Raw genomic sequence first — 20,901 nt, 5'->3', positions numbered from 1 at the left:
CTTAAACAGGAAGAGCAGCGCTTCTATGCGAGAACCGGCCTCAAGACAACGTTGGACCATGCCTTAGGGACGTGGATGCAGTCGCCTGAGGCCAGCACGGCCACAAACCCCACCCAGATCCATCTGGCGCTCGCAGCCTTCGCCGACGAGGTCGTCGGCACGCTGGCGCGCCTGTTCGCCTATGTGGGGGTTTTGGTGCTGTTTGCCATCCTCGGCCTTGCGGCACTCGGCCAGCTGCCAACCTTGCGCGACGACGATCCGGCGCTGAAGCCGGGTTGGGCCGTGGCCGAACGCTCGCCTCCAGGCTTCGCCCTCAGCCGGCTCGATTCGTCAGAAAAAACAGCCTCTTACACTATCTTGAGGCACCCCGAAGGCGGCCGCAGGGACGTGATGCGCTGGGCGGGCGAGGCGGACAAGGCCATGGCCGAGCTCGAAATCTATCGCGAGGGCGGCGAATTCGACGTCACCCGTCCGGCCGCCGCCGATCTGGCCGTCCGGATGGGACTGGGCACTGCGACCCCGCTGGAGCAAGCCGGCCTGATCGACACGAAATTCGGCCCCGTCGCCCTATTCCAGCCGACCGGCACGGCGGAGGGCGCGCGGGCCTGCCTCGGCTACCTCAAGCGCAGCGAGGAGCCGGCGCTCCAGATCTCCGGATTCTCCTGCCAGGGCGACAGCCTGCCGGCCCGGCGCGCGGCGATCGCCTGCACGCTGAACCGGCTGACGCTGCTAACCTCAGGCAACGAGCCGAAGCTGGCCGAATTGTTCGCCCATGCGGAGCTGAAGCGCCGCCCCTGCACGCTCCCGGGCTCGTCGGACTGGCTGCTCGGCGCCGCCAATGCGCAATTGCGCGGCGCGCTCTGACCGGCATCAAGCTCAAGTGGCTGTATCCATGCAACTTTTGCCGGCGCGCACGATTATTCAGCGCTGGTGTGACCCAATAGACCTAGTTGCAGCCGCCCCGGCCGGGTTAGTATGAGCGTGAAATTGATTGGCGGCTTGCCGCCTGAAGGGGACGTGATGAGCTCGAATTTCTCTGCCGCGAACAAACTGGCGATGTGGCTTGCGGCCGGCGCCGTGATTGCCATGTCCTCAGCCTTCGCGACACCCGCCTCGGCCGACACCAAGAAGCAGCGCTATGACAGCGGCCGTCACTATTACGGCCCGAGCGGCCCCAATTCGAGCTACCAGCAGGGCCGCACCCGCATCTATGTGAGCAAGCGCTCCTGGCTCGACGGCGGCACCGAGGTCAATCCGGGCGACCGCAAGTTCTCCGACTACGCCTTCCCGCCGGCCGTGGGCTATCCGACCTTCGCGCGCGAAAATCTCAACCGCCCGATCGATCGCCAGCCGCTGAGTACGCCGCAGGATGTTGGCGGTTATCCGCAGAATTTCCCGCTGTACTGAGGCGGACATATCGACCGAATCAAAATGGCCGGGCTCGCGCCCGGCCTTTTTTGTTTGAGATGTCAGCGACGCGCGTCGTTACGCGTGCAGCTTCTGAAATTCCTTCAGGATCGCTTCGCCCATCTGCGTGGTCGAGGCGGCAATGGTGCCCTCCGACTTGATGTCGGCGGTGCGCAGGCCGCTGGCCAGCACTGCGGCGATCGCGGCGTCGACCTTGTCGGCGAGCGCGCCCATGTCGAAGGAATAGCGCAGCGCCATGCCGAACGACGAGATCATCGCGATCGGATTGGCGAGGCCCTGGCCTGCGATATCAGGCGCCGAGCCGTGCACGGGCTCGTACAGCGCCTTGCGCTTCTTGCTTTTGACGTCGACCTCGCCGAGCGAGGCCGAGGGCAGCATGCCGAGCGACCCCGTCAGCATCGCTGCGATATCGGACAGCATGTCGCCGAACAGATTGTCGGTGACGATGACGTCGAACTGCTTCGGCCATTTCACCAGCATCATGCCGCCGGAATCGGCGAGCTGGTGCTCGAGCGTGACGTCGGGGTATTCGCGCTTGTGGACCTGGGTCATGACCTCGTTCCAGAGCACGCCCGACTTCATGACGTTGCGCTTCTCCATCGAGGTCACCTTGTTCTTGCGCTTCTTCGCAAGCTCGAAGGCGACGCGGCCGATGCGCTCGATCTCATAGGTGTCGTAGACCTGGGTATCGATGGCGCGCTTCTGGCCGTTGCCGAGATCGGTGATGGTCTTGGGCTCGCCGAAATAGACGCCGCCGGTGAGCTCGCGCACGATCATGATGTCGAGGCCCTCGACCGCCTCGCGCTTCAGGCTCGAGGCCTCCGCCAGCGCCGGGTAGCACACGGCGGGACGGAGGTTGGCGAACAGACCGAGATCCTTGCGCAGACGCAGCAGGCCGGCTTCGGGTCGCACCTCGTAGGGCACCGCGTCCCATTTGGGACCGCCGACCGCACCGAAGATGATCGCGTCGGCATCCTTGGCCTTGACCATGTCGCCTTCCGAGATCGACACCTTGTGGGCGTCATAGGCCGAACCGCCGACGAGGCCGGTGTCGGTCTCGAACTTGGCGATTCCCGCCGAACTGAGCCAGTCGATCAGCCGCTTCACCTCGCCCATCACTTCGGGGCCGATACCGTCGCCGGGAAGCAGCAGCAGTTTGTGGGTCGCCATGGTCGTTTCCTCTGAGGTCGATTTCGGCCGGAGTGCTAGAGCGGCGATGCGTGCTTGGCAAGACACCATTGCCGCTTCGGTTCTGTGCAAGGCGGGCAGGGCCTGCCACACTGCGCATGCCGGAGTACCCATTTGCACGCCCCTGAACGTCCCCCGCCCGACGCCCATCCCGCGCGGCTGATCCTGACCCTGTCGCTGGCTGCGACAGTCGGGCTGGGTATCGGCCGCTTCGCCTATTCGCTGGTGCTGCCCGACATGCGGGAGGACCTCGGCTGGTCCTACTCGGCGGCCGGTTTCATGAACACCATCAACGCTGTCGGCTACCTCGCGGGCGCGCTTGTGGCGTCCCGGCTGATCCAGCGCGTCGGCTGGTCGGCCGCGATCCGCGGCGGAACCCTGGCCTGCGTCGCCGCGCTCGCGACTTGCGCGCTGACCGGGAATTTCGTCGCGCTGAGCCTGGCGCGTCTCGTGCTGGGCGTTGGCGCGGCGGCCGGTTTCGTCGCCGGCGGCGCGTTGGCCGCTTCCATCGCGCAGTCACGCCCGGAGCGGGCGAATTTCCTGCTCAGCCTGTTCTATGCCGGGCCCGGCATCGGCATTCTCGCATCGGGCCTGATCGCCCCGTTCACGCTGCAATATTTCGGGCCGGGCTCGTGGTGGATCGTGTGGTGGGCGATGACCCTGCTGTCCGTCGTCATGACCGTGCCGCTGTTCCTGGTCCGCATCGAGAGCGGCGTGCGTTTCTCGCAAGGCAGCCACGGCGCCTTCGCGATTTTTCCCGTGCTGATCTATCTCGCCGGCTACTTCCTGTTCGGCGCGGGCTACATCGCCTACATGACCTTCATGATCGCCTATGTGCGCGACGGCGGCGGCGGGGCCGCGGCGCAGGCCGCGTTCTGGAGCCTGATTGGCTTGAGCGCCTTCGTCACGCCATGGGCCTGGCGCCGCGTGCTCGCGCTCGATCGCGGCGGATTGGCGACCGCGATCATTCTCGGCACCAACGCGCTCGGCGCCGCCCTGCCGATGCTCGGGCATTCACCGGCATGGCTCGCGGTCTCCGCAATCGTGTTCGGCGTCGCCTTCTTCGCCGTGGTCGGCTCGACCACCGCCTTCGTGCGCTTCAATTATCCGCCCGAGGTGTGGCCGACCGCGATCGCGGCGATGACGATCTCTTTCGGCGTCGGCCAGACGCTGGGGCCGATCGTGGTCGGCGCCATCACGGACGCACTGGGGAGCTTGAGTTACGCGCTGAATGTGTCGGCAGCGCTGCTGGCGCTGGGCGCGGTAGCGGCGTTGTGTCAGCGAAAGGTGGAGCATTAACCGGTGTCGTCCTGGCGAAAGCCAGGACCCATTGCCCCACAGAGGAGTTTGGCGAAGATTCGTGGTTGCTGGTCTTCGTCAAACTGAACCCGGGGGTAATGGGTCCTGGATCTGCGCTTCGCTTGTCCAGGACGACGGTAAGGCCAGGTCCGCGGAGCTAGCTTCCGCTGAACGAATTGTACCCCTGGTCTTCCCAATAGCCGCCCTTGTAGTCGTTGGTGACTTCCATCGAGACCACGTATTTCGGGTTCTTGAAGCCGAGCTTGGTCGGGACGCGGATCTTCATTGGAAACCCATACGCGCGCGGCAGGATTTCGCCGGCGTATTTGAACGTCATCTGGGTCTGCGGATGCAGCGCGGTGCGCATGTCGAGCGGAGAATTGTAGCCGTCCTTGTCGGCGCACTGGAACCAGACATACTTTGCACGCGTGTCGGCGCCGATCAGCTTGAGGAAGTCGCGCATTGGCGTACCGGTCCAGCTGCCGATCGCGCTCCAGCCCTCGACGCAGATGTGGCGGGTGATCTGCGTGACCTGCGGCAGCTTGTACAATTCCGGAAGCGTCCACGACTTCTTGTTTTCGACGAGGCCGCGGACTTCCAGCTTCCAGTCGTCACCATTGACTTCGGGCGCGTCGTCGAGATCGTAATAGGCGTTGAACGGGAACGGCTTCGTGATCGCGCTCTCGGGAAATGTCGGCGCCAGTGCGTCGGGATTGAAAATGAAGGCCTGCACGGCATCGTTGAATTTCGAAACCGACTTCAGCATCTCCTCGGCGGAGGACGAATCGATCACATCGCAGCCGGTGAGCAGGGTCAGCGCACCGAGGCTGGCGCCGCCCGCGATGAAGCGGCGGCGGCTGACCTCGGGCATCGTCTTGATGGAGTCCTTGATCAGCAGCCGCTTGTCGACGCCGGGAATCAGGAATGAGCGCTTGGCCATGACTCTCTCTCCGCTCAACGGCCGATGATCATCGCGCGCAGGCTCTTCGGCACCAGCAGCGCGAGTAAAACGTGAATGACGAGGAAGGCGCAGATCGCGGCCATGCAGAAGAAATGGATGTAGCGCGCGGTCGGATAATCGCCGAACAGGGACACGAGCCAGTGCAATTGCACGGGTTTCCACATCCCAAGGCCCGACAGCACGATCAGGATGCCGACCAATATGATGCCGGCATAGAGCACGCGCTGGACGTAATTGTAGACGGTGAGATCGGCATGGCCGAGCTTGAAAGTCAGCGCAGCCCTGACATCGTGGAGCACGCCGGACGGGGTGATCGGCAGCAGTTTTTTCCGGAAGCGGCCGGTGGCAAAACCGGTGACGAGATAGGCAAGGCCGTTGATCATCAACAGCCACATCGCCGCAAAGTGCCAGAGCAGGCCGCCACCGAGCCAGCCGCCGAGCGTGTAGTCGCGCGGAAAGCTGAAGCCGAACAGCGGCGAGGCGTTGTAGATCTGCCAGCCCGACAGGATCATCAGGATCATGGCGAGGGCGTTGATCCAGTGCATGACCCGGACCCAGGCCGGCTGGATCACTTTGGCCGGGGCGGCGCTGACCTGCTCGTCGGTGACTGTGAGGCTCGACATGGCGGTTCCGTCCTGAACATCGTCTGACAGCAATTATACGCCGATGCGTCCGCTTTCGTTACGCCCTGCCCGGCATCGAATCGATACCGGCGGGCTATCATGGTCACAATAAAGCGAGCCAGGGACCCCCCGGCTCGCCATTTCGTCGCATCCGGTTCGGGGATGAAGCCGGGCCGCGCGGTATTTACGTCGCCGGCATCAGCACGGTGTCGACCACATGGATCACACCGTTCGACTGGTTGACGTTGGAGATGGTGACCATCGAGGTGCCGCCCTTGGCATCGACGATCCAGACCTTGCCGTCCATCTTCTTCACCGTCAGCTCCTCGCCTTCGGCGGTCTTCATCTTCTTGCCGTCGGTGAGGTCGGACGCCTCGAGCTTGCCGGGCACCACATGATAGGTGAGGATCTTGGTCAGCGTCGCCTTGTTCTCAGGCTTGACCAGGGTTTCGACGGTGCCGGCCGGCAGCTTGCCGAAGGCGGCGTTGGTCGGCGCGAACACCGTGAACGGGCCCTTGCCTTCCAGCGTCGGCACCAGGCCGGCTGCCTTCACCGCCGCCACCAGCGTGGTGTGGTCCTTCGAGTTGACGGCGTTCTGGACGATGTTCTTGGACGGGAACATCGCGGCGCCGCCGACCATGACGGTCTTTTCCTCGGCGCGGACGGGCGCGACGACGGTCGCGGTGATGGCCAGCGCGCTGAAAGCTGCGGCGGTGAGATAGGCAATACGCTTCGACATGGAGGGTCTCCCGATTGGATTGTGACCGGCGATTGCCGGCGTTCGAGTTGGGCAACAACAGTGGCTGCAACCTGTGAGCGTGAAGCAGCAGCGCCGTCGTTGGCTCGAATTACGGGAGGGTTTGCGAAGCGGTTTCGAACAAAACTTCTTTGTGATGCGTGAAACTAACTGCGGGTGTGTTCGTGTGGTGAGGCACTCACCATCGTCGTCCTGGCGAAAGCCAGGACCCATTACCCCAGGGAGGAGTTGCGATGCGAGCTGGCTACTCCGGGTCAACGCCAAACGACTGCCTGGGGTAATGGGTCCTGGATCTGCGCTGCGCTTGTCCAGGACGACGATGAGGATGAGGCGCGCGCTACACCTCAATCCCTGTTGTGCGGCGTCTGAATGAACCCGCGATTATGCGTCGGGCTGATCAAGAGCTCGTTGATGCAGACCCGCGCCGGCATGCTCGCGATGAACGCGATGGTGCGGCCGAGATCTTCGGATTGCAGCATCCTGGCCTGCTCCTCCTCGCTCGGCACCACCGGGCGCAGCTTCAGGATCGGGGTCGCCACCTCGCCCGGCATCAGGCAGCAGGCGCGCAGGCCGTTGACGCATTCGTCCATGTTGAAGGAATGGGTCAGCGCCAGCACCGCATGCTTGGTCGTGGTGTAGGCCGGGCCCGGCATTTTCGAGACGTGGCGGCCGGCCCAGGACGAGACGTTGATGATGGAGCCGTCCTGCTGCTTGCGCATCGTCGGCAGCACCGCGCGCATGCAATAGAGCACGCCGTTGAGATTGACCTGGACCAGCTGGTCCCAGCCCTCCAGTTCCATGTCCTTCCAGCTGCGCTTGGGGACATTGATGCCGGCATTGTTCACCAGCAGGTCGATCCGGCCGTGCTTCGCGACGATTTGATCGGCCGCCTTCTGGGCCGCGGCGGCGACGGACACGTCCAGCGCGATGGCCTCGGCGGCCCCGCCCGCCCCAGTGATCTTCGCGACCACGGTATCCAGGGCGTCCTTGCGCCGGCCCGAGACCACCACCGTCCAGCCGTCGGCCGCCAGCGCTTCGGCGCCGGCCTCTCCGATCCCACTGCCCCCGCCTGTCACCCAGGCCACGCGTTTCCCGTTTTTGGTCATGCAAACTGTCTCCGTTGCTTCATCGGGGCGGTTTTTGCTAATCCAGCCCTCGGTTTTGACCGGCCTTGTCTGACGAGCCTTGTGGTCAAGCCTTGCGGTCGAGGAAATCTTGCATGAACCAAGCTGCCAACGCCAATCTGTTTTCCCGCCTGTTCGACGGCCTCGACGATCCGAAGCGCCTCGCGATCGAGACGCATGACCGCATCCGCATCAGCTATGGCGACCTGATCGCCAAGGCCGGGCAAATGGCGAATGTGCTGATCGCGCGCGGCGTCAAGCCGGGCGACCGCGTTGCGGTTCAGGTCGAGAAATCCGTGGCCAACATCGTGCTGTATTTGGCCACCGTGCGGGCCGGTGCGGTCTACCTGCCGCTCAACACCGCCTATACGCTGAACGAGCTCGACTATTTCATCGGCGATGCCGAGCCCTCGCTCGTGGTCTGCGATCCCGCCAAGGCGGAAGGGCTGGACCCGATCGCCGCCAAGGTAAAGGCCAAAGTCGAGACGCTCGGGCCTGACGGCAAGGGCTCGCTGACGGACGCCGCCGACAAGGCGAGCAGCCAATTCACCACAGTGTCGCGCGCAAACGACGATCTCGCCGCGATCCTCTACACGTCAGGCACCACCGGCCGCTCCAAGGGCGCGATGCTGACCCACGACAATCTGGCGTCGAACTCGCTCTCGCTCGTCGGCTTCTGGCGCTTCACCGACAAGGACGTATTGATCCACGCGCTGCCGATCTATCACACCCACGGCTTGTTCGTGGCGACCAACGTGACGCTGTTTGCGCGCGCGTCGATGATCTTCCTGCCGAAGCTCGACCCCGATCTGATCATCAAGCTGATGGCGCGCGCCACGGTGCTGATGGGCGTGCCGACGTTCTATACCCGGCTGCTCCAGAACGCTGCGCTGTCGCGCGAAACCACACAACACATGCGGCTGTTCATCTCGGGCTCGGCGCCGCTGCTGGCCGAAACCCATCGCGAATGGTCGGCGCGCACGGGGCATGCCGTGCTCGAGCGTTACGGCATGACCGAGACCAACATGAACACGTCGAATCCCTATGACGGCGAGCGCGTGCCCGGCGCCGTCGGCTTTCCGCTCCCCGGCGTCTCCGTGCGCGTCACCGACCCTGAAACGGCCAAGGAACTGCCGCGTGACGAAATCGGCATGATCGAGGTCAAGGGCCCGAACGTGTTTAAAGGCTATTGGCGCATGCCGGAGAAGACCAAGGCGGAATTCCGCGATGACGGCTTCTTCATCACCGGCGACCTCGGCAAGATCGACGCCAAGGGTTACGTCCACATTTTGGGACGAGGCAAGGATCTCGTCATCTCCGGCGGCTTCAACGTCTACCCGAAGGAAATCGAGAGCGAGATCGACGCCATGCCCGGCGTGATCGAATCCGCCGTGATCGGCGTACCCCACGCCGATTTCGGCGAGGGCGTCACGGCCGTGCTGGTCTGCAACAAGGGCGCGGACGTGACAGAGGCCGCGGTGCTGAAGGCGCTCGACGGGCGCTTGGCCAAGTTCAAGATGCCCAAACGCGTCTTCGTCGTCGACGAGCTGCCGCGCAACACCATGGGCAAGGTGCAGAAGAACGTGCTGCGCGATATTTACAAGGATCTTTACGCGAAGAAGTGAGCGGCACGGACTCGTCGAGGAGCCACCACACGACGCGCTGTCATGCCCCGCGAAGGCGGGGCATCCAGTATTCCAGAGACGGCTATGATAGAATCGAGAGGGCGCGGCGTACTGGATTCCCCGCCTTCGCGGGGAATGACACTGAGGGTGTAGGACGCGCTTGCCCCAAACCTGTCACTGCCCGCCTAACAAGCTCAGCACAAACCGGCTGCCGACGATAAACAGATAACACCCGAACGCCACCTCCAGCGTTCGCTTGGACATCGCATGCGCGGCTCTCACACCGAGTGGTGCTGTCACAAGGCTCATCGGCATCACCAGCACGGCGCCGATCAGTGAGACGTAGCCAAGCGCGAATGGGACTTGCAGGGCTGCAACGCCGGGATAGTGCGCGGCCGCAGGCCAGCCGGCATAGATGTAGCCGAGCGCGCCGGGGATCGAGATCAGCACCGCGAGCGCCGACGATGTCGCCACTGCCTGATGGATCGGGCGGCCGTAGAACGTCATCAGCAGATTCGAAAACAATCCACCGCCGATGCCCATCAATGTCGAGAGGATCCCGACGCAGAAGCCGTAGATTCGCATCAAGGGGCCCTTCGGCAGATCATCGCCGAGCTTCCAGCTCTCGCGCGCGAAGATCAGCCGTACCGCGGCAGACCAGGCGACGGCGACGAACACGATTTTGAACAGCCGCTCCGGCGCGTAGCGCGCGACCACGCTGCCGGTGACGACGCCGATCAGGATCGGCAGCCACCAGACCCGAAGGATCGCAAGATCGACGGCGCCGCGCTTATAATGCGCCTGGAACGAACGGATCGAGGTCGGAATGATGACAGCGAGCGAAGTGCCGATGCAGAGCGGCATGCGCACCTCCAGCGGCACGCCGGCGATGCGGAAGCACTCGTAGAACACCGGCACCAGAATCGCGCCGCCGCCAATGCCGAACACGCCGGCCAAAAATCCGGAGAGCGCGCCGGTTGCGATCAGCAGCAGCGCGAGCTCGGCGATCTCCTTGATATCAAGTCCTGCAATCACCCCTGACCTGCCCCGGCGATGGCTGACAACTTCTCCGATGCATCACTCGGACAGCTGCCCGCAATGCTCTAGGCGATCTGATTTGTCGGGTCGACCGCCGCATCGGCGGTCTGGGGTGGGATGCAGGCTGCGCATATCCGCCCGTCTCGCGAAAAATCGGTGCGCTTCGCGGAAATTGAGGATTGCTCACCGATCATCCCTGCCGGTTCGAACGTCATGAAATGACTGGTTTGAACCCTGGTTGTCCTGCGGCGGCTTAGAGCCGTTCCAATAGTAATTTCAATGCGCCCCAGCTCTCCTAGCAAGTGATGAATTTATGTTCTGTCTTTCCTCGGTGCGCCATGGCTCTGGTATACCAAGCGCCCGATTGGTCTTGTTACATCAAGGGCCTAGAGCTGAACCCAAGTTCGATTTATGGCGATTTGGTGATTGCGCAGGTGAAATCGACTCCGTAAATAGAGCCGACCTTCCGCGATCCCCGCGCGCCCCATGCTGGGCCGCAATAAAGCAATTGAAGCCCATGACCGCACGGATCGAACGACCGCTTTCACCGCACATTCAGACCTACCGCTGGACCCTGACGATGGCGCTCTCCATCGTCCATCGCGCCACCGGAATTGCCCTCTACGCCGGAACGCTGCTGCTGGCCTGGTGGCTGATTGCGACCGCCTCGGGCCCGGCCGCCTATAGCCACGTCCAGGCTTTCACCGGCAGCATCATCGGCCGGCTGATCGTGTTCGGCTTCACCTGGGCGCTGATGCACCACATGCTCAGCGGCATCCGGCATTTCGTCTGGGACCTCGGCTACGGCTTCAAGGCCAATGAGCGCGAAGCGTTGACCTGGGGCGCGTTGATCGGCGGCATCGGGCTCACGGTCCTCGTCTGGATCATCGCCTACGCGATCGGAGGCGGACGATGAGTTTCGACGAATCCCACGGCGCTCCGAAGGGCTCCTCGATGCGCACCCCGCTCGGCCGCGTGCGCAATCTCGGCGCGGCGCATTCGGGCACGTCCGATTTCTGGCGCCAGCGCATCACCGGCGTCGCCATGACGCTGCTGATGATCCCCGTGATCGTGATCATGATGATGCTGCTCGGCCGCAACCAGGCCGGCGCCGCACAGATCCTGGGCTCGCTGCCGATCGCGGTGATCCTGCTGCTCTTCATCTTCGCCAGCGCCTGGCACATGAAGATCGGCATGCAGGTCGTAATCGAGGACTACATCCATAACGAGAAGCTGAAGCTCATCTCGATCATGCTCAACAACTTCTTCTCGTTCGCCGTGGCGCTGGCCTCGACCTACGCGATGCTGAAACTTTCCTCCGGAGTCTAAGCCATGCCAACCGGAACATCGGCCACAGATACCAATGGCAAGGCCAACGGCGCTCCCGCCACCAACGGCAAAGCCTATCCGATCGAAGACCACACCTATGACGTCGTCGTAGTCGGTGCCGGCGGCGCGGGCTTGCGCGCCGTGGTCGGCTGCAGCGAAGCCGGTCTCCGCACCGCCTGCATCACCAAAGTGTTTCCGACTCGCTCGCACACCGTCGCGGCGCAGGGCGGCATCTCGGCGTCCCTCGGCAACATGCACAAGGATGACTGGCGCTGGCACATGTACGACACCGTGAAGGGGTCGGACTGGCTGGGCGACCAGGACGCGATCGAATACATGGTGCGCAACGCACCCGAGGCCGTCTACGAGCTCGAGCACTGGGGCGTGCCGTTCTCGCGCACCGAAGACGGCAAGATCTACCAGCGTCCGTTCGGCGGCATGACGCTGGACTACGGCAAGGGCCAGGCGCAGCGCACCTGCGCCGCCGCCGACCGCACCGGCCACGCCATGCTGCACACGATGTACGGCCAGTCGCTGCGCCACGCCGCCGAGTTCTTCATCGAGTTCTTTGCCATCGACCTGATCATGGACGACCAGGGCACCTGCCGCGGCGTCATCGCGCTCAAGCTCGACGACGGCACGCTGCACCGCTTCCGCGCCCAGTCCGTGATTCTGGCGACCGGGGGCTACGGCCGCGCCTATGCGTCCTGCACCTCGGCGCACACCTGCACCGGCGATGGCGGCGGCATGGTGCTGCGCGCCGGCCTGCCGATGCAGGACATGGAGTTCGTGCAGTTCCACCCGACCGGCATCTACGGCTCGGGCTGTCTCGTCACCGAAGGCGCGCGCGGCGAAGGCGGCTATCTCGTCAACTCCGAGGGCGAGCGCTTCATGGAACGCTATGCGCCGTCGGCGAAGGATCTCGCTTCGCGCGACGTCGTCTCGCGCGCGATGACCATCGAGATTCGGGAGGGGCGCGGCGTCGGCAAGAAGAAGGACCATATCTTCCTTCATCTCGACCATCTCGATCCCGCCGTGCTGGCCGAGCGCCTGCCGGGCATCTCGGAATCCGCAAAGATCTTCGCCAATGTCGACGTGACGCGCGAGCCGATCCCGATCGTGCCGACCGTGCACTACAACATGGGCGGCATCCCCACGAACTATCACGGCGAGGTCCTGACCAAGAAGAACGGCGACGACAACGCCATCATCCCCGGTCTGATGGCGATCGGCGAAGCCGCCTGTGTCTCCGTGCACGGCGCCAATCGCCTTGGCTCCAACTCGCTGATCGATCTCGTCGTGTTCGGCCGCGCCGTGGCGCTGCGCCTCGCCGAGAAGCTCACGCCGAACGCCAGCCAGCCGGAGCTGCCGGCGAATTCGTCCGACCTGGCGCTCGGCCGGCTCGACCACTACCGCTACGCCTCCGGCGGCACGCCGACCGCGAAGCTGCGCGAAGGCATGCAGCACGTGATGCAGAACAATTGCGCGGTGTTCCGCACCGGCGACATCCTGAGCGAAGGCCAGAACCTGATCGAGAAGGTCCACAGCGGCATCACCGACATCGCCGTGTCCGACCGCTCGCTGGTGTGGAATTCCGACCTCATCGAGACGCTCGAATTCGACAATCTGATCGCGCAGGCGGTGGTGACGATGAACTCGGCCGCCAACCGCACCGAGAGCCGCGGCGCGCATGCCCGCGAGGACTTCTCCGAGCGCGACGACAAGAACTGGATGAAGCACACGCTCGCCTGGCTGGAAGATTCCGGCAAGGTCAAGATCGAGTACCGCCCGGTTCACGACTACACCATGACCAACGACGTCCAGTACATCCCGCCGAAAGCTCGCGTTTACTAAACGGCGCGCGTGTACTGAACGAACAGCGAAAGCTTTATCGAAATGGTTGAATTCGCACTTCCGAAGAACTCAAAGATCAGCGGCGGCAAAACCTGGCCGAAGCCCGCGGGCGCGACTGAAACTCGCGAGTTCCGCGTCTATCGCTGGAATCCGGACGATGGCAAGAATCCCAGCGTCGACACCTATTACGTCGACACCCAGGATTGCGGGCCGATGGTGCTGGACGGCCTGATCTGGATCAAGAACAACATCGACCCGTCGCTGACCTTCCGCCGCTCCTGCCGCGAAGGCGTCTGCGGCTCCTGCGCGATGAACATCGACGGCCAGAACACGCTGGCCTGCACCCGCTCGATGCACGACGTCAAGGACGGCGCGGTGAAGATCAATCCGCTGCCACACCAGCCTGTCGTGAAGGACCTCATCCCCGACCTCACCAATTTCTATGCGCAGTACGCGTCGGTCGAGCCGTGGCTGAAGACGACCTCGCCGACGCCGCAGAAGGAATGGAAGCAGAGCCACGAGGACCGCGAGAAGCTCGACGGCCTCTACGAGTGCATCCTCTGCGCCTGCTGCTCGACCTCGTGCCCGAGCTATTGGTGGAATAGCGAGCGCTATCTCGGTCCCGCCGCGCTGCTCCAGGCCAACCGCTGGGTGTCGGATTCGCGGGATGAGGCCACCGGCGAGCGGCTCGACAATCTCGAGGATCCGTTCCGCCTCTATCGCTGCCACACCATCATGAACTGCGCCAAGGCCTGCCCGAAGGGCCTCAACCCGGCGGAAGCCATCGCCGAGCTCAAGCTCAAGATGGTCGAGCGCCAGATCTAGGCGTCATTTATGCTGCGATCCCCGGCCGATATGGCCGGGGCATTCTACGGCGGGCACCGGTTCGAGTAGATTTTGCCTCGGCCCCTGCACGGGCAAGACGGCGGATTGCAACCTCTGGTTCCCGCCACAAGCCGCTTCCTTCCCGGCGCGAAATTCAAGTAAGCTCTCCGGTGTGGGACCGGAGCGACCGTGCAGGGCGCACAACGCAATTCGCTGAGATTACTGCAGTGGATGATGGCTGCGTCCCTGGCGCTGCCGATTGCGCTGTTCGTGATCGCCGCCTCGATCTCCTACGCCTCGACAAAAGCCATCGCAGACCGCGAGATCGAGCGCACCCTCGATGTCGCGCACGAGCACGCGCTCAAGGTGTTCGAGACCATCGACCGCAGCCTCGCCGAGGTCAACGAGGTGGTGCGCGGCATGCCCGACGACATCATCCGCGCGCGCGAACCGGCCCTGCACCGCCGCCTGAAGCAGCTGACCGATTCGCTGCCGCAGCTGAAATCGGCATGGATCTTCGATGCGGACGGAAAGTCACTGGTCAACAGCCTGGCCTCGCCGCCGCCGGCGCAGAGCTTTGCGGACCGCGACTACTTTGCGGCCCATGTCGACCAGACCATCGGCAGCTACATCGGCGTTCCCCTGACGCCGCGCCAGCCGTATCAGGGCGCGCGCTTCTTCGGGGTCAGCCGCCGCCGCAGCTCCGACGACGGCAGCTTCATCGGCGTGATCCAGGCCTCTGTCCTGCCGGAATATTTCGAGAGCTTTTACGCCAGAATCGGCTCCGATCCCGGCAGCTTCTTCGCGATGGGACGCACCGACGGCGTGGTGCTGGCGCATCTTCCGCGGCTGGACCGCGACCTCAGGCTCGATCCTAACGGGCCGGTCGGCCGGAGCATCGCAGCTCAGCCCGAGCATGGCCTCATCACCATCGCCTGGCCATCGGACGAGGTCGAGCGGCGCATCGGCTACCGACGCATCGCCGAGTATCCGATCTATGTCAGCGCGGGGCTGGAGACCTCGGCAATCCGCGCGCGCTGGTTCGCCACCATGGGCCAGCATCTGGTGTTCGGCATTCCCGCCACCGCGCTGCTGTTTCTGCTGCTGGCTTTCGCGTTCCGGCGCACGCAGCATCTCCAAGCCGAGGCCGCCGCGCGGCGCGAAGCCGAGGAGGCGCTGAAGCACAGCCAGCGCCTGGAGGCGCTCGGCCAGCTCACCGGCGGCGTCGCGCACGACTTCAACAACCTCCTGACCGTGATTCGCGCCTCGGTCGACCTGCTGAACCGGCCGCAGCTGAGCGAGGAGCGGCGCCAGCGCTACATCACCGCCATCGCGGACGCGGTCGGGCGCGCGGCCAAGCTGACATCGCAGCTGCTCGCCTTTGCCCGGCGCCAGACCCTGAAGCCGGAGGTGTTCGACGTTGGCGCGCGGCTGCAGTCGCTGCACGACATGCTTGCGACGTTGCTCGGACCCGCGATCGAAATCGCGATGCGGCTTCCGGCCGAGCCCTGCCTCGTCAATGCCGATGCAAGCCAGTTCGAGACGGCGTTGATCAACATGGCGACCAATGCACGCGATGCCATGCACGGCAAGGGCAGGATCGTCTTCAACGTCGAGACCGCGGCGACCATCGCGGACACGCGGGCTCCCGTCTCGGGCAACCCTGATCTTTCAGGCAGCCAAGACCTTCCTGGCAAACAAGACCTTCCTGGCAAACACGGCTTCGTCGGCATTGCCGTCAGCGACACCGGCATCGGCATTCCGGCTACGCGGCTCGAGCGCATCTTCGAACCGTTCTTCACCACCAAGCAGGTCGGCCACGGCACCGGTCTCGGCCTGTCGCAGGTGTTCGGCTTCGCCCGCCAGTCCGGCGGCGAGGTGACAGTCACCAGCGAGGTGGGCCACGGCAGCACCTTCTCGCTCTATCTGCCGCGCGTGGCGCCGCATTTGCTGCCGCAGCGGCAGGCACCGAACACGGCCCCGGCCGTGGCCGGCAGCGGCATGTCGGTGCTGCTGGTCGAGGACAATATCGAGCTCGCCAATTTCGCGGCCGACGGCCTCACCGAGCTCGGCTACAGCATCACGCTGGTCGACAATGCAACCGACGCACTCGCCGAGCTTGTCATGGATGCCGATCGCTTCGATGTCGTCTTCTCGGACATCGTGATGCCTGGGATGACCGGGCTCGATCTCGCGCAGGCGGTCCGCGAGCGCGGCATCGGCGTGCCGGTGGTGCTGACCACGGGCTACAGCGAGGCGCTGTCCCAGGACGGCAAGGTCGATTTCGAGCTCGTGCAAAAGCCCTACGCGATTGATCAGCTATCGCGCGTGCTGCACCGGGTCGCGCGGCGCCGGGTGCGCGACGGCGCCGCCGAGTGAGCTGACGCCCGGAACCTCGGGGAACCTTTTGATTTAGCTTGCGTTATCCGGCCATGCAAAAGCCGGCCAGAAAGCGCGAATCGGGCAAAGAACCGCCCATTGTCGAAATCGTCGGCGAGACCGGCGAGGAAGTGGCTCCGCCGCCGCCCGAGCTGGTCGAGCCCGACCCGGCGCTGTCGCCCGAAGAGGCCGAGCAGGCCCGCAAGGACTATCTCCTCACCCGCTTCTGGATCAGCGCGCGCGGCTTCTGGGGCCGCAACGGCGACCGGCTGGCATGGCTCTACTCCATCGGCCTCGGCGTGCTGATCGTCCTGACCGTCGGTTTCCAATACGGCATCAATGTCTGGAATCGGGCAATCTTCGACGCAATCGAGAAGCGCGAGGCGTCCACCGTCTTCCATCTCACCGCGGTGTTCTTCCCGCTCGCGATCGGCAGCATCGTGCTCGGCGTGGCGCAAGTGTTCGCGCGCATGGGCATCCAGCGGCGCTGGCGAGCCTGGCTGACGGCAAGCGTGCTGACGCGCTGGCTTGGCAACGGCCGCTATTACCAGCTCAATCTCGTCAGCGGCGACCACAAGAATCCGGAATACCGGATCGCGGAGGATCTGCGCGTCGCGACCGATTCGCCGGTTGATTTTCTCGCCGGCGTGACGTCCGCGCTGCTGTCGGCCGTGACCTTCATCGTCGTGCTCTGGACCATCGGCGGTGCGCTCACCGTCACGCTTGCGGGATCGTCGGTGACCATTCCCGGCTTCCTGGTGATCGCCGCGATGCTTTATGCGGGAATCGCATCGGGCTCGATCCTGGTGATCGGCCGCCAATTCGTGCAGGTCTCCGAGGACAAGAACCAGGCCGAGGCCGATTTCCGCTACACGCTGACGCGGGTGCGCGAGAACGGCGAGAGCATCGCGCTGCTCGGCGGCGAGGAAGAAGAGCGCGACGGCATCGACCGCAATTTCACGAACGTACTGCGGCAATGGGCGCGGCTCGCGGGTCAGCACATGCGCACCACGCTGGTGTCGCAGGGATCGAGCCTCGTTGCGCCGGTCGTGCCGCTGCTGCTCTGCGCGCCAAAATTCCTCGACGGCAGCATGACGCTGGGGCAGGTGATGCAGGCGGCTTCCGCCTTCACTATCGTGCAGAGCGCGTTCGGCTGGCTGGTCGACAATTATCCGCGGCTCGCCGACTGGAATGCCTGCGCGCGCCGCATCGCCTCGCTGATGATGTCGCTCGACGGTCTCGAGCGCGCCGAGCAGGGCGACGGCTTCGGCCGCATCAAGCGCGGCGAGACCAGCAATGACGCCATGCTGGAGCTGAACGATCTCTCCGTCACGCTCGACGACGGCACCGCCGTGGTCGGCGAGACCGAGGTGGTGGTCGTGCCTGGCGAGCGGCTGCTGGTGGCCGGCGAATCCGGCACCGGCAAGAGCACGCTGGTGCGTGCCATCGCCGGGCTCTGGCCATGGGGTGGCGGCAGCGTCAATTTCCATCCCGACCGGCGGCTGTTCATGCTGCCGCAGCGACCCTACGTACCGTCAGGCTCTTTGCGCCGCGCGGTCGCCTATCCCGGCGCGGAAGACGACTGGACGGTGGAGGAGATCGGCGAGGCCCTGCACAAGGTCGGCCTCGACCATCTCAAGGAGAAGATCGAGGAAGAAGCACCGTGGGACCAGACGCTGTCCGGTGGCGAGAAGCAGCGCCTGGCCTTCGCGCGACTGTTGCTGCACAGCCCTGACATCGTCGTGCTCGACGAGGCGACCTCGGCGCTCGACGAGAAGAGCCAGGACAAGATGATGAAGATGATCACCGACGAGCTGCCGAAGGCCACCATCGTCAGCGTCGCGCATCGCGTCGAGCTGGAGGCCTTTCACAGCCGCAAGATCGTGCTGGAGCGCCGCAAGGGCGGCGCAAAACTCGTCAGCGACATCGACCTGATCCCCCGCAAGGGCAAGCGCAAGCTGCTCGGGCGATTCCTGAGGCAGCGCAAGGCGCCGAAAAAGGCGGCGTGAGGGGCTTCGTCGTCCCGGCGATTGTGGTCCGGATCGAGCGTTGGAGTCCTCGGCAAAACCGGCTATGCATGCGCCGCTTGCAACGAGGACTTTGACTTGGCGACCGACAATGCCCCTTCGTCCGCGCCGTTCGGCGCGTTTGCGCCGAACGCGGCGCAGGCCGCGATCATTCGCCTCGCGACACAATCGGAGCTGAAGCGCGGCGCGTTCCGGCCCTGGCTGTCGCGGCTCGTGAACCTGCTGCGCGGTGGTCCCGTCGACGTGCAGTACCAGGGCGCATCGTTCCGCTTCTATCACCAGGGCAGCGCGACCGAGCGCGGCGCGCTGTTCAATCCCGATTACAATCTCGACGAACTCGACTTCCTGCGCCAGCACACCCCGGCGGGCGGCGTGTTCGTCGACGTCGGCGCCAATGTCGGCACCTTTGCACTGGTGATGGCGCGACAGGTCGGGCCATCGGGGAAAGTGGTCGCGATCGAGCCGCATCCGATGACGTTTGGACGGCTGTCGTTCAACCAGGCCGCGTCGAAAGCGACGCAGGTGCGCCTGGTGCAGGCGGCCGCCGGCGACAGCGACGGCGAGCTGATGATCGAGAGCGGCGGCGGCAATCTCGGCGCCACCCATGTCGTCACCGGCACGGCCAGCGCGGAGGCGATCAAAGTGCCCTCGCTGCGGCTGACGCGCATTCTCGACGAGGCCGGCGTGACGAAGGTGGACGCGTTGAAGATCGACGTCGAGGGCTTCGAGGATCGCGTGCTGATCGGCTTCTTCCGCGACGCGCCGCAATCGCTGTGGCCGCGCGCGGTGGTGATCGAGCATTTGTCACACAAGGAATGGCGGGAAGATTGTATCGCCGACATGGTCGCGCGCGGCTTTGTGGTTGCGCGCAAGACGCGGAGCAATACGTTCCTGTCGCGTTGACGACGAACGACGGAGGTTACGATGATCGACCATATGGGCTTCCCGGTCTCCGACTATGAGCGCGCCAAGGCGTTCTACGCCAAGGCATTGGCTCCGCTCGGCTACGGCCTGATCATGGAGGTCACGCAGGAGCAGACCGGACACGATCCGGCCGCCGGCTTCGGCGCCGATGGCAAGCCGGATTTCTGGATCGGCGGCGAGGGCGCGCTGAACAAGCCGGTGCACGTCGCGATCCTGGCAAAGGACCGCGCCGCGGTGGATGCGTTCTACAAGGCGGCGATTGCGGCGGGCGGGCGCGACAACGGGCCGCCGGGCATTCGGGCGCATTACCATCCGACCTATTACGGCGCCTTCGTGCTCGACCCCGACGGCCACAACATCGAGGCGGTTTGCCACGCGCCGGAATAGATAAGTTCCATCCCTCGGCCGGAACCTCGTTCCGCGCGCGCCGTTGTCGTCCCTTGCAAGAAGGAGCACGACATGGCCAACGACAATGCCCGCGATATCGATCGCGTATGGGATCTGATGAAGTCGATCGGATTCGCGATGCTGGTGACGCGCGATGGCGACAAGCTCCGCGCGCGGCCGATGAGCGCCTATCTCGATCGCGACGCGGACACGATATATTTCCTCACCGACGCGCGGCGTCACAAGGACGAGGAGATCGCGCGCAATCCGTCCATCAATCTGTCGTTCGCGGATGCGGGCAGCCAGAAATACGTGTCGCTGACGGGCACCGCTGTCGTTTCCAATGACCGCGCGAAGATCAAGGAGCTGTTCTCGACGCCGGCCAAGGCGTGGTGGGACTCTGCGGAAGATCCCAACATCCGCGTGCTCAAGGTCACGCCCGACGATGCCGAGTTCTGGGACTCGCCCGGCACCGTGATCTCCTATGTGAAGATGGCAGCCGCGGCGGTGACGAACACGCGGCCCGATCTCGGCGACAACCGCAAGGTCTCGATGTAATGCCGATCGAGCCGCCCGAGATTCCACCTTCGACACCGGGCACGCCCACCGAGCCGCCACCGGGGATTCCGCCGGGCAATCCGCAGCCTGAAATCGCGCCCCCGGTGCGCGAGCCCGGCTCGCCAGCGCCGCCCGACGAATTGCCGGGCCGCATGCCCGAAGAGATTCCATCACGCGGACCGAACGGACCGCTCACGCCGAATCCCGCGACGGACGCAAGTCCGCCGCGGGATCGCGCATGAGGCGACGCATCACATCCAAGGCAATTGCAACCTGCGTCTGAATGCGCAATGAACGTCACCATAGTGAGGTGATTTGCGTGCAGAAATAAATCGGGCCGCGTGCGCTTCGTCCGCCACAATCCGGCCTAACGCGTAGCTGTTCATCCCAACACTTCGTCAAAGAACCTTCCGGGGAAGTTCACCATCATGACTAATCTTCGTTTCGTGCTGCTTGCCACCACGGCTCTGACCGCGATGCAATTCGCAAGCTCCGCATCGCATGCGCAAGGCGCGCCGCCGCTCGTCGTCGCGCAGGCGCAGCCACAAGAGACCGGCCCTGACGGAAAACCGAAG

At 64.5% G+C, this 20,901-nt stretch carries 20 protein-coding genes; 14 read left to right on the top strand and 6 right to left on the bottom strand.

All coding sequences use genetic code 11. The annotated features are described in order from the left end of the window. Positions 1–75 precede the first annotated feature (75 nt). Together BRA1417_RS0105490 and BRA1417_RS0105485 are read left to right on the top strand one after the other, a co-directional pair. A complete protein-coding gene (locus BRA1417_RS0105490) occupies positions 76–864 on the top strand; it encodes a hypothetical protein (RefSeq protein WP_027514961.1) in 789 nt (262 codons plus the stop codon). A 156-nt stretch (positions 865–1,020) separates the two neighbouring features. Beyond that, positions 1,021–1,407 (top strand): hypothetical protein, encoded by a 387-nt coding sequence (locus BRA1417_RS0105485; protein WP_027514960.1) that lies wholly within the window; start codon positions 1,021–1,023, stop codon positions 1,405–1,407. A gap of 78 nt (positions 1,408–1,485) precedes the next feature. Here the strand turns inward: BRA1417_RS0105485 and leuB are convergent, their stop codons facing one another. Continuing rightward, entirely contained in the window at positions 1,486–2,598 is a 1,113-nt protein-coding gene (gene leuB / locus BRA1417_RS0105480; protein WP_027514959.1) for a 3-isopropylmalate dehydrogenase, read from the bottom strand. Between the two features lie 132 nt (positions 2,599–2,730). Between leuB and BRA1417_RS0105475 the strand changes: the two genes are divergently transcribed. Next, a complete protein-coding gene (locus BRA1417_RS0105475; protein WP_027514958.1) occupies positions 2,731–3,915 on the top strand; it encodes a YbfB/YjiJ family MFS transporter in 1,185 nt (394 codons plus the stop codon). Positions 3,916–4,072: 157 nt separating this feature from the next. On the opposite strand, the gene BRA1417_RS0105470 is transcribed toward BRA1417_RS0105475, so the two are convergent. The 4 genes from BRA1417_RS0105470 to BRA1417_RS0105455 all read right to left on the bottom strand — a co-directional run bounded on the left by BRA1417_RS0105470 (position 4,073) and on the right by BRA1417_RS0105455 (position 7,362). Further along, entirely contained in the window at positions 4,073–4,855 is a 783-nt protein-coding gene (locus BRA1417_RS0105470) for a molybdopterin-dependent oxidoreductase (protein ID WP_027514957.1), read from the bottom strand. A gap of 14 nt (positions 4,856–4,869) precedes the next feature. After that, positions 4,870–5,499: a cytochrome b/b6 domain-containing protein gene (locus tag BRA1417_RS0105465; RefSeq protein WP_027514956.1), complete on the bottom strand. Its 630-nt coding sequence runs from the start codon at positions 5,497–5,499 to the stop codon at positions 4,870–4,872. Positions 5,500–5,683: 184 nt separating this feature from the next. After that, positions 5,684–6,238 (bottom strand): fasciclin domain-containing protein, encoded by a 555-nt coding sequence (locus tag BRA1417_RS0105460; RefSeq protein ID WP_027514955.1) that lies wholly within the window; start codon positions 6,236–6,238, stop codon positions 5,684–5,686. A gap of 362 nt (positions 6,239–6,600) precedes the next feature. Then, positions 6,601–7,362: an SDR family oxidoreductase gene (locus tag BRA1417_RS0105455; protein ID WP_027514954.1), complete on the bottom strand. Its 762-nt coding sequence runs from the start codon at positions 7,360–7,362 to the stop codon at positions 6,601–6,603. A gap of 113 nt (positions 7,363–7,475) precedes the next feature. On the opposite strand from BRA1417_RS0105455, the gene BRA1417_RS0105450 reads away from it, so the two are divergent. Next, positions 7,476–9,005 (top strand): malonyl-CoA synthase, encoded by a 1,530-nt coding sequence (locus tag BRA1417_RS0105450; protein ID WP_027514953.1) that lies wholly within the window; start codon positions 7,476–7,478, stop codon positions 9,003–9,005. A 174-nt stretch (positions 9,006–9,179) separates the two neighbouring features. Here BRA1417_RS0105450 and BRA1417_RS0105445 read toward each other — a convergent pair whose 3' ends face one another. Next, positions 9,180–10,040, bottom strand: a complete 861-nt coding sequence (locus BRA1417_RS0105445; protein ID WP_027514952.1) for a sulfite exporter TauE/SafE family protein — start codon at positions 10,038–10,040, stop codon at positions 9,180–9,182. 520 nt (positions 10,041–10,560) lie between these two features. Here BRA1417_RS0105445 and sdhC point away from each other — a divergent pair. The 10 genes from sdhC to BRA1417_RS45285 all read left to right on the top strand — a co-directional run bounded on the left by sdhC (position 10,561) and on the right by BRA1417_RS45285 (position 20,568). Continuing rightward, positions 10,561–10,959, top strand: a complete 399-nt coding sequence (gene sdhC, locus BRA1417_RS0105440) for a succinate dehydrogenase, cytochrome b556 subunit (RefSeq protein ID WP_027514951.1) — start codon at positions 10,561–10,563, stop codon at positions 10,957–10,959. Continuing rightward, the gene (gene sdhD, locus BRA1417_RS0105435; RefSeq protein ID WP_027514950.1) at positions 10,956–11,372 is read left to right on the top strand and encodes a succinate dehydrogenase, hydrophobic membrane anchor protein; all 417 of its coding nucleotides are present in this window, start codon (positions 10,956–10,958) and stop codon (positions 11,370–11,372) included. The genes sdhC and sdhD overlap by 4 nt, the downstream gene beginning before the upstream one ends. 3 nt (positions 11,373–11,375) lie before the next feature. Further along, on the top strand, positions 11,376–13,226 hold the full coding sequence (gene sdhA, locus BRA1417_RS0105430) for a succinate dehydrogenase flavoprotein subunit (protein WP_027514949.1): 1,851 nt from the start codon (positions 11,376–11,378) through the stop codon (positions 13,224–13,226). 42 nt (positions 13,227–13,268) lie between these two features. Further along, positions 13,269–14,051, top strand: a complete 783-nt coding sequence (locus BRA1417_RS0105425; protein ID WP_027514948.1) for a succinate dehydrogenase iron-sulfur subunit — start codon at positions 13,269–13,271, stop codon at positions 14,049–14,051. A gap of 189 nt (positions 14,052–14,240) precedes the next feature. Then, a complete protein-coding gene (locus BRA1417_RS0105420; protein ID WP_027514947.1) occupies positions 14,241–16,430 on the top strand; it encodes a hybrid sensor histidine kinase/response regulator in 2,190 nt (729 codons plus the stop codon). A gap of 53 nt (positions 16,431–16,483) precedes the next feature. Further along, positions 16,484–18,439, top strand: a complete 1,956-nt coding sequence (locus BRA1417_RS0105415) for an ABC transporter ATP-binding protein/permease (RefSeq protein WP_027514946.1) — start codon at positions 16,484–16,486, stop codon at positions 18,437–18,439. 96 nt (positions 18,440–18,535) lie between these two features. Continuing rightward, on the top strand, positions 18,536–19,360 hold the full coding sequence (locus BRA1417_RS0105410) for an FkbM family methyltransferase (protein ID WP_027514945.1): 825 nt from the start codon (positions 18,536–18,538) through the stop codon (positions 19,358–19,360). Between the two features lie 21 nt (positions 19,361–19,381). After that, positions 19,382–19,768 carry a VOC family protein gene (locus BRA1417_RS0105405; protein WP_027514944.1) on the top strand — a complete coding sequence of 129 codons (387 nt, stop codon included), beginning with the start codon at positions 19,382–19,384 and terminating at the stop codon, positions 19,766–19,768. Between the two features lie 72 nt (positions 19,769–19,840). After that, positions 19,841–20,326, top strand: a complete 486-nt coding sequence (locus tag BRA1417_RS0105400) for a pyridoxamine 5'-phosphate oxidase family protein (protein ID WP_027514943.1) — start codon at positions 19,841–19,843, stop codon at positions 20,324–20,326. After that, a complete protein-coding gene (locus BRA1417_RS45285; protein WP_007604217.1) occupies positions 20,326–20,568 on the top strand; it encodes a hypothetical protein in 243 nt (80 codons plus the stop codon). The genes BRA1417_RS0105400 and BRA1417_RS45285 overlap by 1 nt, the downstream gene beginning before the upstream one ends. Positions 20,569–20,901 lie beyond the last annotated feature (333 nt).

Source organism: Bradyrhizobium sp. WSM1417, assembly GCF_000515415.1.
Taxonomy (GTDB): Bacteria; Pseudomonadota; Alphaproteobacteria; order Rhizobiales; family Xanthobacteraceae; genus Bradyrhizobium.
This window is presented reverse-complemented; position numbering and strand designations above follow the sequence as displayed.